The 15,522-nt window shown below is 66.9% G+C and carries 7 protein-coding genes; 2 read left to right on the top strand and 5 right to left on the bottom strand.

Features of this window, described 5'->3' with window-relative positions:
* Positions 1–60 precede the first annotated feature (60 nt).
* The 4 genes from ACWPN3_RS09915 to nifJ all read right to left on the bottom strand — a co-directional run bounded on the left by ACWPN3_RS09915 (position 61) and on the right by nifJ (position 8,457).
* Positions 61–1,566, bottom strand: a complete 1,506-nt coding sequence (locus tag ACWPN3_RS09915; RefSeq protein ID WP_492243150.1) for a tagaturonate reductase — start codon at positions 1,564–1,566, stop codon at positions 61–63.
* A 244-nt stretch (positions 1,567–1,810) separates the two neighbouring features.
* The gene (locus ACWPN3_RS09910; protein ID WP_492243149.1) at positions 1,811–3,100 is read right to left on the bottom strand and encodes a DUF2254 domain-containing protein; all 1,290 of its coding nucleotides are present in this window, start codon (positions 3,098–3,100) and stop codon (positions 1,811–1,813) included.
* Between the two features lie 234 nt (positions 3,101–3,334).
* The gene (gene nhaA, locus ACWPN3_RS09905; RefSeq protein ID WP_109451812.1) at positions 3,335–4,540 is read right to left on the bottom strand and encodes a Na+/H+ antiporter NhaA; all 1,206 of its coding nucleotides are present in this window, start codon (positions 4,538–4,540) and stop codon (positions 3,335–3,337) included.
* A gap of 317 nt (positions 4,541–4,857) precedes the next feature.
* On the bottom strand, positions 4,858–8,457 hold the full coding sequence (gene nifJ, locus ACWPN3_RS09900; protein ID WP_492261312.1) for a pyruvate:ferredoxin (flavodoxin) oxidoreductase: 3,600 nt from the start codon (positions 8,455–8,457) through the stop codon (positions 4,858–4,860).
* Between the two features lie 787 nt (positions 8,458–9,244).
* On the opposite strand from nifJ, the gene ACWPN3_RS09895 reads away from it, so the two are divergent.
* The gene (locus tag ACWPN3_RS09895) at positions 9,245–10,528 is read left to right on the top strand and encodes an MFS transporter (RefSeq protein WP_174473124.1); all 1,284 of its coding nucleotides are present in this window, start codon (positions 9,245–9,247) and stop codon (positions 10,526–10,528) included.
* Positions 10,529–10,933: 405 nt separating this feature from the next.
* Here the strand turns inward: ACWPN3_RS09895 and ACWPN3_RS09890 are convergent, their stop codons facing one another.
* Positions 10,934–11,632 (bottom strand): HAD family hydrolase, encoded by a 699-nt coding sequence (locus tag ACWPN3_RS09890; RefSeq protein ID WP_109451808.1) that lies wholly within the window; start codon positions 11,630–11,632, stop codon positions 10,934–10,936.
* 366 nt (positions 11,633–11,998) lie between these two features.
* Here ACWPN3_RS09890 and ACWPN3_RS09885 point away from each other — a divergent pair, with 366 nt between their 5' ends.
* Positions 11,999–12,367: a MarR family transcriptional regulator gene (locus ACWPN3_RS09885; protein WP_492261423.1), complete on the top strand. Its 369-nt coding sequence runs from the start codon at positions 11,999–12,001 to the stop codon at positions 12,365–12,367.
* Positions 12,368–15,522: the final 3,155 nt, after the last annotated feature.

The following is a 15,522-nucleotide window of genomic DNA, read 5'->3' as shown; positions in this document are numbered from 1 at the left end:
CATGCCTTCGGGGCGCGCCCCGATGGACGCGCCCCGCTTTCCCACAATAAAGCTGCCGGATCAGCCGGCGACCAGATCGGCCATGGCGGCCTTCATGCCCTTCGCCTCGATGGCGGCGAGGCTGTCGGCCACCCGCGCGGCGAGGCCGGGGACGGCGGTCAGATCCTCCTTCCACAGGCGGACGTCGGACAGGACGGCGGCAACCAGCGCCTTCGGATCGCTGCCGTTGGCCGCCCAGGCGGCGCTCATGGCGGCGATCACCTCGGCATTGTCGCTGATCGGGTAGGACCCGGCCTCGCGCGTGCCGGCATAGGCGCCGCCGGACAGCTCGCCGCGGTAGAAGCGCAACAGCGCCGCCAGCGAGAAGGACAGGCCGGCCGGAGCCGAGCCGTTGCGGGCCACCGCGTCCTTCAGGCTGGGCAGGACGCGCACCTGCCACTTCGACACCGAGTTCAGCGTGATCGAGATCAGCTCGTGCCGGATATAGGGATTGCCGAAGCGCTCCATGATGGTGCGGGCGTAATCCTGGCGCTCGGCCTCCGGCAAGGGCACGTAGGGGACGATCTCCTCGAACATCACTGTGTTCAGGTAGGCCGAGACGGTCGGGTCGTCCATCATCGACTTGACGGTGTCGAGCCCGGCGCAATAGGCGGCCAGCGCACTGGCGGTGTGGGCGCCGTTCAGGATGCGGACCTTGCGGGTGCGGTAGGGCTGGAGATCGTCAGTCCACACCACGTTCAGGCCGGCCTTGTGCAGCGGCAGCTCGTCCGCCAGATGGGCCGGCCCCTCGATCACCCAGACATGGAAGGGCTCGGCGGCGACGGCCAGCTTGTCCTCATAGCCCCACTTGGCGCTGAGCGCCGCGGCCTCGTCCTTTGGGTAGCCGGGGACGATGCGGTCGACCAGCGTGTTCAGGAAGTGGTTGTGCGTCTCGATCCAGTCGGCGAAGCCGGCCTCCAGGCCCCAGCGCTTGGCGTGGGCGAGGACGATGCGCTTCAGGTTGGTGCCGTTGGCTTCGATCAGCTCGCAGGGCAGGAAGACCAGACCGCTGTCGGCGCTGCCGCCCAGCGCCGTGTAGCGGGCATGCAGCAGGGCCGCGACCTTGGCCGGGAAGCTGTCCGGGCAGGTGCCGGGCGCATAGGCTTCCTCACGGTCGGCGATGCCGGCCTCGGTGGTGTTGGAGACGAAGAAGCGCAGCGCCGGCGACACGGCCAGCTCGACCATCCGTGCCCAGTCTGCATAGGGGTTCAGCGCTTCCGACACGCAGGAGACGACGCGGCGGGATTCGACCTCCTGCCCGTTCTCGATGCCGCGCAGCAGGACGGTGTAGAGGTTGTCCTGCGCCTTCAGCAGCGGTGCGATGCCCTGGTCCAGCGGCTGGGCGATGGCGACGCCGGCCTTGGTCAGTCCCTGCCCGTTGGCGACATCGACCATCCAATCGACGAAGCCGCGCAGGAAATTGCCGTCCCCCACCTGGAGAATGGTCACGGGCAGGGTTGGGGCGCCGTCGGTGTGGGCGACGTCGAACGCGCCGCCGGCAAGCTGGTCACGGGTCAGGAAACGCATGACTGGGCATCCTTGAGGGGAGCTGAAAATCCGGGCCCGGCGCCAGGAGGGCAAGCACGGGCGATGAGTTCAATATACTAATATATTAATGGGCGGAGCAAGGGGAAAAGGGTGCGGCATTTACACCGCGCCCCTCATGCTGCGCTTCACCGTTCCCGCTTCAGCCTTCCCTGGGTCCAGACAGGTTTCCGCGCAAGGAAGTGCCCGAGCCTCTACCGTTCGATGAGCGGGTACGGCTTCATAGTCAGCACGAAAGACGGTCGCGGGCCTGTCGGCAGCGCTCTTTTAGAATCCTAAGGTCCCGATCGATGGAGATTGTCTGCTCACCCGTCGCCAGCACGGAGTCGAGCTGCTCAAGCAGCGGGCCCCGCATCTCCTCCGCATGAACCCGTGCCGCAAGCTCTCCGAGCGCCTCCGCCAGCCGGATCAAGATCGCCGGACTGCCGCTGCCTCCCTGCCGGATCTGATCGAAAGCGGCGCCGACGAAGCTGTCATAGTCCGGAATGTTCCTGATGACACGGACCACTCCGTCACCGTCGCGCAACACCGATGGTTCGAGCCCGCGGCCGAAGATATGCGCGAGCGCGGCGGACAGGTTGTCGATCACAGCAAGAGCGGTAAACACGTCGTTGATGCCCGGAAACAAGGCCCGGGTCGCGATCTCCACCAACTGACGAATGCCGAACTCCACATCCTGGGTGGGTGTGCGCTCCGGCCCGACGATGAAGGCGGAGCGGATGGCCCGGCAAAAGTCGTCCGTGCAGGCTTCCGGCGGATAGACGGCGATATGCTCGCCACCGCCGATCATGAAATGTCCGGGTCGGACCTCTATCCGAACGACGGCATCCGCCCGTCGGGCCGCGGTAACAAGCGCCTCCGCATCGAGCGTTTGGATATAGCCGTCCTGATGCAGGGCGAGCCACGTGAAATCCGTTCCGGGGCTTTCGGCTGGGATCGGCGGTTCGGCCTTTTCGGGAAGCAGGGCATCCACCATCCTGCACAGTTCCGACGCCACGTTCTGCACCACGTTGTCGTAGATGATCGACCGGGCAAGACTGTGGACGTAATAGAGGAGCACGAACAGGCAAAGGGTGGTGAGACCGGTCCCCACGCTCACCGCCAAATGCGGGACGCTGTCGATCCGCTCCCCGTCCATGGTACGGAACACCACCAGCAGGTAAACGATGTCCGCAAGGAAGAGGCCAAGCACGCCCTGCGTCGTACGATCCTGAATGAAGGTGCGGATCAAACGCGGACCGATCTGGCCGGCCGCCAGCGTCAGCACGACCATGGTGATCGAGACCACCAGAGAGGTCATCGTGATCATGCCGGACAGCAGCGCGGACAGCAATTGACGGGCGCTATCAATGTCTCCGGCATAGATCAGCCAATATTCGCCGGCATTGCTGATGATGCCCCGCCCCCAGGACAACAGGAGGACGGCCAGTCCGAACCCGGCGCACCCCATCAGGACCGGCACCAGCCAGAGGCTTGTACGAACGATCTCCCAGTAATGACGAATCCTGTCGTTCATTGGCGCTCCCGTGACAAGGCCGTCTATGTCCGGGGTTGCAAACACCTCACGATAAGAAACGGCCCGGCGGAGGATGGGTCGGCTCCGCGCAAACGGCGCCATGAACGTCATCGGGGCGGCGGCAGGCTGCCACAGCAGGCCCGAGGCGACGGCATGGTGCGACCACCGATCACACTCCAGGGCGGAGCGGGGCCCCTCCACCTCATGCGATGGAGGGGCGGACGGCATGGTGGATCAGGCGGCCCCCGTCATCGGCCGGATTTCCCGGTGAGCGAAGCGCAGCAGAACGGCTCCGGCCGTCGCCGAGAGGAGCGAGCCGGCGAATACGCCGACCTTGACCGCATCCCCAAGCTCCGGCGAGGTCGGAAAGGCAAGCGCGCCGATGAACAGGCTCATGGTGAAGCCAATGCCGCACAGCAGAGCCACGCCGAAGAGCTGGACGGTCGAGGCATCCGCCGGCATGTCGGCAAAGCCCAGTCTCACGGTGATCCAAGCGGTACCGAACACACCGACCATCTTGCCCAGGAACAGGCCGAGGGCGATGCCCAACGGCAGAGGCTCGGTCAGGATCGAGGCCTCCATGCCGGCAAAGGACACGCCGGCGTTGGCGAAACCGAAGAGCGGCACGATGAAGAACGCAACCCAGCCATGGATGCCGTGCTCCAGCCGGTGAAGCGGCGAGTGCATGTCATCCGGCCGGCCCGGGGCCGGGCGCAGCGGGATGGTCAGCGCCAGGGCGACACCGGCCAGCGTCGCGTGGATGCCGGAGGCCAGCACGGCCCCCCATAGCCCGGCACCGAGGATCAGGTAGGGCCAAAGCTTTTCGACTCCGGCCCGGTTCAGGAGAACAAGCACGGCCAGAATGGCCGCTGCGATGCCGAGCGCCGTCAGCGACAGCTCCGCCGTGTAGAACAGCGCGATGATGACGACGGCGCCGAGGTCGTCGATGATGGCGAGAGCCGTCAGGAAAATCTTCAGCGATGTCGGAACGCGGGGCCCCAGCAGGGACAACACTCCCAAGGCGAAGGCAATGTCCGTCGCGGTGGGAATGGCCCAGCCGCTCATGGTTTCCGGATTGCCGCGGTTGAATGCCACATAGATGAGAGCGGGAAACAGCATGCCGCCCGCCGCCGCCAGGCCGGGCAGGATGCGGCGCGACCATGTGGAGAGCTGGCCATCCAGCATCTCGCGTTTGATCTCCAGGCCCACGAGCAGGAAGAAGACCGCCATCAGACCGTCATTGATCCAATGCCCGATGCTCAATCCAAGCACATAGGAATGAAGCGCCTGGAAATAAACGGTGGACAACGGAGAATTCGCGACAACAAGAGCAGCAGCGGCGGCTCCCATCAGGAGCAAGCCACCAGCGGTTTCGCTCTCCAGAAATTCCCTGAAAACGGAAAGTGGTCGATTGCGGATATGGGTTTTCCTATCCGTCATGTATCTTAATCTCCATGCGATGTTCGCAATGACAGTTACCACAGGCAGGCAATTGTTACTGCGGGAAATCGCCCGGATTCTGGCTATGGCGTGGCAGGTTCCCGTGCTCGGCTTCGGTGCCTCTGCGGACCGGTGGACAGGAACAAAGGAAAGGCTGCCGACGGATGGCGGCAGAGCGGTCCTGCGGCGGACCGGACAGGTGAACCGGCATTCTGACCGCGCGCGGCCATTCCGGATCCACCGTCATGGCCGTCCACGGTTCAACTGGAAGCGCCCCCTTCAAGCAAGCGGAGAAACTGGCGCAAGGGGGCGGGGTATCACTCCTTGAACCCCGCCATATGCTCGAACAGGTGGCGCTTGCGGCGGATCTCCGCCTCGGCTTCGTCCAGCAGGGCGTGGAAGCGCTCCGGGTTGGCCCGCTCCACCGCGCTGAAGCGGGATTCGCCGGCCATGAAGGCGGCGAGGCCAGCCGATGGGGCGCCGCTGTCCAGTTGCAGGGCAGTCTTGCCCTCGGCCAGCCGCTGCGGGTCGCGGCGGTAGAGCGACCAGTGGCCGCTGTCCACCGCCAGCTTCTGATGCTCCAGCCCGTGCGACAGCTCGAAGCCGTGGGCGACGCAGTGGCTGTAGGCCAGCACCAGCGACGGGCCGCGATAGGCCTCGGCCTCCGTCAGGGCGTTCAGCGTGTGGCTGTCGCGGGCACCGAAGGCGGTGCGGGCGACATAGACATGGTCGTAGGCCATCGCCATCAGCCCCAGATCCTTCTTGGCCGCCGACCGGCCGGCGGTGGCGAACTTGGCCGAGGCGCCGATGGGCGTCGCCTTGGACTGCTGGCCGCCGGTGTTGGAATAGACCTCCGTGTCCATCACCAGGATGTTGATGTCGCGGCCCGAGGCCAGCGCATGGTCGAGCCCGCCATAGCCGATGTCGTAGGCCCAGCCGTCGCCGCCGACGATCCACACGCATTTGCGGACCAGATAGTCGGCCAGCTGCTCAAGCCGACGGGCCAGCGGGTCCTTCAGCGGTGCGAGCTGCGTCCTCAGCGTGACGACATGGGCGCGCTGGGCGGCGATGCCAGCGGCGTCGGTCTGGCCGGCCTCCAGCAGTTCGGTGACAAGACCGGGCTCCAGTTGAGCGGACAGCAGCGCCAGCGCGTCGCGCGCCTGTTCGGCCATGCCGTCGATGGCGACGCGCAGGCCGAGTTCGAACTCCGCATTGTCCTCGAACAGCGAGTTGGCCCAGGCCGGGCCGTGGCCGCTGGCGTCGGTGGTGTAGGGCGTGGTCGGCAGGTTGCCGCCATAGATCGACGAGCAGCCGGTGGCGTTCGCCATCACCATGCGGTCGCCGAACAGCTGGGTCAGCATCTTGATGTATGGGGTCTCGCCGCAGCCGGCGCAGGCGCCGGAGAACTCGAACAGCGGTTCCAGCAGTTGGCTGTGCTTGACGGTGACCGGCACCGACTCGCGCGGGATGGCGGGCAGGCCGCGGAAGAACTCGAAGGCTTCCTGCTGGCCGGCCAGCGCCTGGATGGGGCGCATCTCCAGCGCCTTGCGGCCGGAGCCGCTCTTGTCTTCCACCGGGCAGGCGGCGACGCACAGCGTGCAGCCGGTGCAGTCGGCCGGCGAGGCTTGCAGGCGGTAGCGCCCGCCGGGGAACTCGCGGCCCTTGTAGGGGATGGTCTCGAAGCAGTCCGGGGCACCGGCCAGTGCCGACTCCGGCACCACCGTGGCACGGATGGCGGCATGCGGGCAGACCAGCACGCACTTGTTGCACTCGATGCAGAGATCGGCGTTCCAGCCCGGCGCCTCCGCCGCGATGTTGCGGTGCTCATATTTCGAGGTGCCGGTCGGCCATGTGCCGTCGACCGGGAAGGCGGACACCGGCAGCCGGTCGCCATGGCCGGCGATCATCATGCCGGTGACCCGCTTGACGAAGTCGGGGGCGGTTTCCGGCACCGGGGCCGGGCGGCCATGGTCGGCGGTGACATGGTCGGGCACCGGGACCGGATGCAGATGGGCCAGCGCCTGATCGACGGCGGCGATGTTGCGCGCCACCAGCTCCTCGCCGCGGCGGGAGTATGTCTTGGCAATCGCCGCCTTGATCTCGGCGATGGCGTCGGCGACCGGCATGACGTTGGAGAGGGCGAAGAAGCAGGTCTGCATGATGGTGTTGACGCGGCGGCCGAGCCCGACCTCGCGGGCGACGGCGCCGGCGTCGATGGCGTGCAGGGACAGCCTGCGCTCGATGCAGAGGCGCTGGACCTCGGCCGGCAGGGCGTCCCACACCTGCTCGGGCGTGCCGGGGGCGTTCAACAGGAGGGTGGCGCCGGGGGCGGCCATCTCCGCCACCTCCACCCGCTCCATCAGCGGCAGATGGTGGCAGGCGACGAACTGGGCCTGCCCGATCAGGTAGGGCGCGCGGATCGGCTCCTTGGAAAAGCGCAGGTGCGACACGGTGGTCGAGCCGGACTTGCGGCTGTCATAGACGAAATAGGCCTGGGCATGGCCGCCGCTGCGCGACTGGATGATCTTGAGCGAGTTCTTGTTGGCGCCCACCGTGCCGTCGGCGCCGAGGCCGAAGAAGACGGCACGGGACACGCCCGGCTCCTCCACCGCCCAGCGCGGATCCCAGGGAATCGAGTGGTGGGTGACGTCGTCGGTGATGCCGACGGTGAAGCGGCGCTTCGGACGGTCGCGGCCCAGTTCGTCGAACACCGCCTTCGCCATGGCGGGGGTGAATTCCTTGGACGACAGGCCGTAGCGGCCCGCAACCACCATCGGATCGATGGCAGCGGGGTCGGCGGCGCGGGCTTCGGCCAAGGCGGCAACCACGTCGAGATAGAGCGGATCGGCGACGGCGCCGGGCTCCTTGGTGCGGTCGAGCACGGCGATGCGCCGCACCGTCGCCGGCAGGGCGGACACGAAATCGGCGATGGCGAAGGGACGGAACAGGCGGACGGTCAGGCAGCCGACCCGCTCCCCCTGCCCGACCAGCCGGTCCACCGTGCCGTTGCAGGTCTCCGCCCCAGACCCCATGACCACCACCACCCGCTCCGCCTGCGGATGGCCGTGATAGTCGAACAGGCGGTAGGCCCGGCCGGTGCGGGCGGCGAGCCGGTCCATCATCTCCTGCACGATGGCCGGGCAGGCGTCGTACCAGGGGTTGGCGGCCTCGCGCGCCTGGAAGAACACGTCGGGATTCTGCGCCGTGCCGCGCACGACCGGATGATCCGGCGTCAGGCCGCGGCGGCGGTGGGCATCGACGCAACCGTCATCGATCAGGGCGCGCAGATCATCGTCGGCGAGAGGCACGATGCAGTTGAACTCGTGCGAGGTGCGGAAGCCGTCGAAGAAATGCAGGAAGGGCACCCGCGCCCGCAAGGTGGCGGCATGGGCGACGAGCGCCAGATCGTGGGCCTCCTGCACGTTGGCCGAGGCCAGCATGGCGAAGCCGGTCTGACGGCAGGCCATCACGTCGGAATGGTCGCCGAAGATCGACAACGCATGGGTCGCCAGCGTGCGCGCCGCCACATGCATGCAGAAGGGCGTCAGCTCTCCGGCGATCTTGTACATGTTGGGGATCATCAGCAACAGGCCCTGCGACGCGGTGAAGGTCGTCGCCAGCGATCCCGCCTGCAGGGCGCCATGGACCGCCCCGGCCGCCCCGCCCTCCGACTGCATCTCCACCACCTGCGGCACGCTGCCCCACAGGTTGGGGCGGTGCGCCGCCGACCATTCGTCGGCGAATTCCCCCATCGGCGAGGATGGCGTGATGGGGTAGATCGCGATGACGTCGCTGGCGCGATAGGCCACGGAGGCCGCCGCCTCGTTGCCGTCCATGATGCGGGCCATCTTGGGGGCCATGTTGCGGACGGAAGAGACGGGCCTGAGGGGGGCGGTGGAGGTCGGGCTTTGGGTCATGCCGGAAAAATCCTTTGTGCTGGCGACAGTCGTCTCCCGAGGGGGGCGTCTTCGATGACGGGGCCGGCGGGTCTTTCAAAAGCCGGCGCGGGGTGCGGCAGAAAACGGCGGTCGACCAGGACGAATGGTCGGTCCGAAGCGGGCCGGACACATTGACGTCGGTCAGTCCGAAGCGGGATTTCCGGGTGCCGCTGCTCTGCGCTGCACAACTGTCTGATATATTACTTTTGCAAGGAAGGCCCCAGATTGTCGCAGTGCAGCAACGAACAAGATCCGAGCGTTTCCACAGAGATGGCAGCGGCATGGCGGCCGTCCTGCCATTGCCGGCGGGGCGGAAGCGGCGCGTAGGCCATTGATCCAGGTCATTTATGGCGAGCCGATGCTGTGGCTTCCTACGGGCGGATGAACCGGGCAGACCGGCCCGCCATTAAAATCCGAACAGCAAAACAGGCCTTTCAACTTTCAATGATATTGCACCGCAGCAAGTAACCGCTCTCGGGAAACGGGCTGGTTTTTGCTGCGACTGCGAAGAAATCAGCGCATCGCATCATTGGACTGCGACATTTTCGCAAGAGCCGAAGGCGGCACCGGAAAACCGCTTGCACCCAACACTGATATATTAATATAACTCCGTCAGCGATGCTCCCGCCCCTCTTGAAGCAGAGCGGAAGCGACCCATTCGCCCGGCACCGAACACCCGCCGGCCAGGCATCCCGCCCGAGGATCGCCGCCATAAGGGCCTGTACGTGCGCACCGGCGCCTGCCGTGGCAGGCATGTGAGGAAAAGATGAACAAGATCCGTGGTTTGCGGTGGCAAATCCTTGCCCTGATGATGCTGGGCACCGTGGTCAACTACATCGACCGCAACACCCTGGGCATCCTGGCGCCGACGCTCAAGGAACAGCTCCACTTCACGACCGAGCAGTATTCCTTCATCGTCAGCGCCTTCCAGCTCTGTTACAGCCTGATGCAGCCGGTCGCCGGCTACATCACCGACCTGATCGGGCTGAAGCTGGGCTACGCGATGTTCGCCGGCGTCTGGGGCATCGCCGCCGCCATGCATGCGCTGGCCGGCAGCTGGCAGTCGATGGCCTTCTTCCGCGGCCTGCTGGGCGTCAGCGAAGCGGCGGCCATGCCGTCGGGCGTCAAGACCTCCACCCTGTGGTTCCCCGCCAAGGAGCGCTCCATCGCCACCGGCTGGTTCAACACCGGCAGCTCCATCGGCGCGATGATCGCCCCGCCCTTCGTCATCTGGCTGTCGCTGACCTATGGCTGGCAGGAAGCCTTCCTCGTCACCGGTCTGCTGGGCGTCGGCATGTCGGCCCTGTGGTACATGCTGTACCGCAACCCGGAGAACCATCCGCGCCTGACCAAGGAAGAGCATGCCTACATCCTGGACGGCCAGGAGCAGGTCGAGCTGCCGAAGCCGTCGATGAAGCGCGTGCTGGGCAAGGGCAAGTTCTGGAGCATCGCCGCCGCCCGTTTCCTGACCGAGCCGGCCTGGCAGACCTTCAGCTTCTGGATCCCGCTGTACATGGTCTCCACCCGCGGCATGGACATCAAGCAGTTCGCCCTGTTCGCCTGGCTGCCGTTCCTGGCCGGTGACATCGGCTGCATCCTCAGCGGTTACCTGTCGCCCTTCTTCGTGAAGCGCTTCCGGATGTCGCTGGTCAACTCCCGCATCGCCGGCGTCGGCGTGGGTGCGGTCTGCATGGTCGGCCCGGCGCTGATCAGCTTCGCCGCCAGCCCGATCACCGCGATCTTCTTGTTCTCCCTCGGTGCCTTCGCCCATCAGATGCTGTCGAGCCTGCTCTACGCCCTGGTCACCGACACCTTTGAAAAGCAGGACGTCGCCACGGCGACCGGTTTCGGCGGCATGGCCGGCTACATGGGCGGCATGATCTTCTCGCTGATGATCGGCCAGCTCGCCACCACCATCGGGTACGAGCCGCTGTTCGCCTGCCTGACCGTGTTCGACCTGACCGCCTTCGCCATCATCGCCCTGGTGCTGGGCCAGCGCGGTCCGAAATCCGCCGCCGCCGTCCCGAACGCCACGGCCGGCGCCGACTGACGGCCCGCCCCTCCCTGAAAAGCCGCTTAACTGTGATAGAGACGCCCTCAGGCTCACCGCCGGGGGGCGTTCTGCGTTTGGGCGCCGTCATATCTGCGGTCAGGCACCACGGGACAAAAAATCCGGCCGAAGGAAGGAAAGCCGCTTGCCAGACGGATGAGATATTAATATATTAGTCCCGTACCGCTGGATGCGCCGTGGGTTGACCCGGCACAACTTGTTGGACGTTCCTCTCGGACTTAAAAGCCGCCGGTGTTTCCGGCGGCTTTTTTTTGGCTGGTCTGGAGACGGCCTTCAGTTGAACAGGAAGGACTGGCTATCGATGGCAGTCATGGAGACCGGAGACGGCACCTCGCACCGCTCCGACCGAAACGGCGGATCGGATGGTTTCCGGCACTCCCGCTTTTACTGCGCCAGCCCGCGGCGCCCGCCGACTTCGTCCAGGTGATCCAGCATGTCGGCCGGGTCCTCATAGACGCGCAGCGCGCCGGAGCGTTCCAACTCCTCCCGGCCATAGCCGCCGGACAGCAGGCCGATTCCCAGCGCCCGCGCCCGCTTGGCGGCGATCATGTCCCAGATGCTGTCGCCGACGACGAAGGCGCTGGCGATGTCCACGCCGATGCGCGCGGCGGCGGCCAGGAACAGGTCGGGGTCGGGCTTGGCATATTCGACCTCGTCGCGGGTGATGACCGCGGCCCTCGAGGGATCGACGCCCAGCTTCTCCAGCGCCGGCCGCGCCGTCTCCATCCGGCCGCTGGTGGCGATGGCCCAAGGGATGTTCAACTCCGTCAGCGTGTCGAGCAACTCGCGGGCGCCCGGCAGCGGAACCACGCCGGGGGCCAGCCGCCTGTAGGCCTGCGCATGGCGCTGGCGCAGGCGGTCGAGAAGAGCCTGGTCGGCGCCGAGACCGGTCTCGCGCAGCAGCATGTTGGTGAACAGCCCGCCGCTCATGCCGATCTTGCGGTGGATGCGCCAGACCGACAGGGCGATGCCCTCCTCGTCCAATGCCTCCTTCCAGGCCAGCACATGCTGGTAGACCGTGTCGGTCAGCGTGCCGTCGAGGTCGAACAGAAAGGCGTTGGTCAGACGGGGGGTGCCGGTCATGTCCAGTATCCGCGGTTTGTGATGGTTGGACCACAAATGGGGCGGGCCGGCTGCTTTCGCCAAGGCTTTGGTACGGAAGCGATGGATTTCCCTCAACGATAATCCACGCGAATCCTGATGGCACTTTCACCACGCAGACGCGAAGACTGCCGCTTCCGCTGGCGCGTTGACTTCGCTACAGTCCACCGCCAAGCTTGCCGCCGGTTGGTTCGGTGCAGTGTCGGGAGGGAGAGAAGCGCGTGTCGGAAAGGCCGGAGGATGGCGACAACCCGTCGACCGACGACGATCTGGTCACCTTGCTGGACCAGGTCAGCCGGCTTGTCTGATGGCATCAGCTTCACCGATGGGCTTTTCCCGGCCCAATGGGTGGCGTTGCGTTACTTCCATGACGCGCCGGAGCCGGCGCGCACCCTGACCGCGCTGGCACGGTTCCAGAAAATCCACCTGGCACCGGTATCGCGCACCGTTTCCACCCTGGTGGACAAGGGGCTGCTGACCCGCCGGCAGCATCCGGGATTCAAGCGCGGCTGGCTGTTCGACCTGACCGACGACGGCAGGCTCCTTCTGGACCGCGACCCCCTGCGCCAGTCGCTCAGCCCGCCCATCGCCGCCATGGCGGCGAACGAACGGGCGATGCTGGGCCGGCTGATGAAGCGGATCATAACCCACATGCAGACCGACAGCGGCGACGGTGAAGCCGGAGGGGAGAAGGCGGACGGCACGCCGGACGCCTGACCCCGCCTGCCGCTCCCCCCTCTGCCTCTGCCCCACCGCGTCACCCACCCCGTCAGAACGTCAGCCGTTCGATGTTCTGCAGCACCAGCTGGTGATGGTTCTGGTCCTCCAGCGTGACGGTCGTCTCCTGGGTGAAGGTCAGGCCGTGACCTGACGGATCGACCGTGTAGGCATGCCCGTCCAGCTGCTGCATCCAGTTGGTGCCGGCATTGGCAACGAAGGCGCCGACCTCCACCACGTCGGTCCAGCCCGCCCCGCCATTGATGGTCAGGTCGCCACCGCGCGGGGCGAAGATGAACAGATCGTCCCCGGCCCCGCCGGACATGCTGGTGGTGCTGCTGCCGGCATGCAGGATGTCCGCACCGGCGCTGCCGGTCATCGCCGCACTGTTCGAGACCAGCACCTGCACCGCCATCGGGTCGCTGGACAGCCCTTGATCGTCGCTGACCATCACCTCCAGCGTCCGGGCGCCGCTGCCGTTGGGCGTCAGGGCCAGATGGTGGAGGATGTCGGTGTAGGTCGCGGTGGAGGCGGTGCCGGACAGCGACAGCTGGTGGTTGGCATCGTCCCAGCTGACCTCGATCCCGGTGCCGGCCACCGTCTTGCGTCCGGTCGACGGATCGGTCGCGATGGTCAGGCTGTCGAGATTTCAGCGTGTCGCCGGTCTGCGAGCCGGCGGCGATGCGGATCGACATGCCGGACATGACGCTGCTGTCCACATCGGTGATCGTCGCGTCGGACACCACGGCCGGGTGGTCGGTCGCATCGGCAGCGATCACGGTGGTGGTGTGGGCGGCGGCCAGCGTCGGCTTGTCGTTCACCGGATCGACGGTCACCGCCAGGGTCTGGGTGACCGCCGCGGTGCTGGCCCCGTCCTGGGAGGTCGCGGTGACCGACAGGGTGACGGTGCCGTTGGCGTCGGCCGGCGGGGTATAGGTAAGGCCGGTCAGGTCCGAGGTGCTGAGGGTCCAGCTGCCGTCGCTGTTGTGGGTGCCGTGGTTCAGGCTGGCGCCCGCCGGCATGCCGGTGATCCGCACCGTCACCGTTTCCGACCCGTCGGTGTCGGTGGAGGCGGCGGTGATGGTCAGCGGAATCGCGGTGTCCTCCGGCCCATGGACGGCCGGGGTGGTCAGCGTCGGGGTGTCGGCGACCGGCGTCACCGTCACCGCGAGCGAGCGCGACAGGCTGGCCGGCGTTGCGGTGCCGTCGGTCGAGGTCGCGGTGACCGACAGGGTGAAGCTGGTGCCGCTGTCATGGGGCGGCGTGATCGACAGGCCGGCCAGCTGGGCCGGCGTCAGGGTGATCGAGCCGTTGCTGATGGTCAGCGTGTCGCCCGCGCTGTTCGACAGGTGGGCACCGGTCGGGATGTTGGCGATGGTGACGCTCAGCGTCTCCGACGGGTCGGTCAGGGCCGGGGTGATCGACAGGGCGACCGTGCCATCCTCCGCCACCGTCGCCGGATTGACCGCCAGGGTGGGCGTGTCGGACACCGGCAGGACCGTGACCGCCAGCTGCGCAACGGTGGAGGCCGGAGCGGCGCTGCCGTCGGTCGAGGTCGCGGTGACGGTCAGGGTGAAGTCGGCGTCGTCGTTCGACGGCGGCTTGATCTTCAGCCCGGTCAACTGGGCCGGGGTCAGGGTGATCGACCCGTTGCTGATCGTCAGCGTGTTGCCGGCACTGTTGGTCAGCTTGGACCCGGCCGGGATGCCGCTGATGGTGATGCTCAGCACTTCCGACGTGTCGGTCAGGGCCGAGGTGATGGACAGCGGGATCGCCGTGTCCTCGTTGCCGCTCGCCGCCGACACGGTCAGGGTCGGGGCATCGGACACCGGGTTGACCGTCACCGCGAGCGTCGAGGACACCGAGACCGCAGCGGCGCTGCCGTCCTTGGCGGTGGCGGTCACCGTCAGGTTGAAATCGGCATCGCTGTTCGACGGCGGCGTGATCGCCAGCCCGGCCAGTTGGGCCGGTGTCAGGGTGATCGACCCGTTGCTGACCGTCAGGATGTTGCCTGCGCTGTTGCTCAGGGTGGCGCCGGTCGGGATGCCGCTGATGGTGATCGTCAGCGTCTCCGACCCGTCGGTGTCGGTCAGCGCCGGGGTGATGGCCAACGCAATCGCCGTGTCTTCGTTGCCGGTCGCTGGCGACACGCTCAGGGTCGGCGTGTCGGAGACCGGGTTCACCGTGACCGGCAACGACGCGCTGGTGCTGGCCGGGGCGGCGCTGCCGTCGGTGGCGGTGGCGGTGACGGTCAGGGTGAAGTCAGCGTCGCTGTTCGAGGGCGGCGTGATCTTCAGCCCGGCAAGCTGGGCCGGCGTCAGGGTGATCGAGCCGTTGCTGATGGTCAGGACATTGCCGGCCGTGTTGCTCAAGCTGGCGCCGGCCGGGATGCCGCTGATGGTGACCGTCAGCGTTTCCGACCCGTCGGTGTCGGTCAGCGCCGGATTGATCGTCAGCGCAATCGCCGTGTCTTCGTTGCCCGTCGCGGCGGACACGCTGAGCGTCGGGGTGTCGGACACCGGGTTGACCGTCACCGCAAGGGTCGAGGACACCGACACCGCAGCGGCGCTGCCGTCCTTGGCGGTGGCGGTCACCGTCAGGTTGAAATCGGCATCGCTGTTCGATGGCGGCTTGATCGCCAGCCCGGCGAGCTTGTCCGGGGTCAGCGTGATCGAGCCGTTGCTGACCGTCAGGGTGTTGCCGGCGCTGTTGCTCAGGGTGGCGCCGGTGGGAATGCCGCTGATGGTGATCGTCAGCGTCTCCGAACCGTCCAGATCGGTCAGGGCCGGGGTGATGGTCAGCGCGATGGGTGTATCTTCATTGCCGGTCGCGGGCGCGACGCTCAGGGTCGGCGTGTCGGTGACCGGGTTGACCGTGACCGGCAGCGGCGCGCTGGTGCTGGCCGGTGCCGCCGTACCGTCAGTGGAGATAGCCGTGACGGTCAGGGTGAAGTCGGCATCGCTGTTCGACGGCGGCGTGATCTTCAGCCCGGCAAGCTGGGCCGGCGTCAGGGTGATCGACCCGTTGCTGATCGTCAGGACATTGCCGGCGCTGTTGCTCAGGCTGGCGCCGGCCGGGATGCCGCTGATGGTGATCGTCAGCGTCTCCGAGCCGTCGGTGTCGGTCAGCGCCGGGGTGATGGTCAGCGCGATGGC

This window comes from Azospirillum sp. UENF 111221 (assembly GCF_058780625.1).
Note: the sequence above shows the minus strand (reverse complement) of the source record. Positions and strands in the feature narration are given on the sequence as shown.

What these genes read in the sequence shown, in the direction of transcription:
- ACWPN3_RS09910 (WP_492243149.1), bottom strand. Translation starts at nt 3,100, where the DNA reads ATGAACGACAGGATTCGTCATTACTGGGAGATCGTTCGTACAAGCCTC.
- ACWPN3_RS09915 (WP_492243150.1), bottom strand. Translation starts at nt 1,566, where the DNA reads ATGCGTTTCCTGACCCGTGACCAGCTTGCCGGCGGCGCGTTCGACGTC.
- ACWPN3_RS09895 (WP_174473124.1), top strand. Translation starts at nt 9,245, where the DNA reads ATGAACAAGATCCGTGGTTTGCGGTGGCAAATCCTTGCCCTGATGATG.
- nifJ (WP_492261312.1), bottom strand. Translation starts at nt 8,457, where the DNA reads ATGACCCAAAGCCCGACCTCCACCGCCCCCCTCAGGCCCGTCTCTTCC.
- nhaA (WP_109451812.1), bottom strand. Translation starts at nt 4,540, where the DNA reads ATGACGGATAGGAAAACCCATATCCGCAATCGACCACTTTCCGTTTTC.
- ACWPN3_RS09890 (WP_109451808.1), bottom strand. Translation starts at nt 11,632, where the DNA reads ATGACCGGCACCCCCCGTCTGACCAACGCCTTTCTGTTCGACCTCGAC.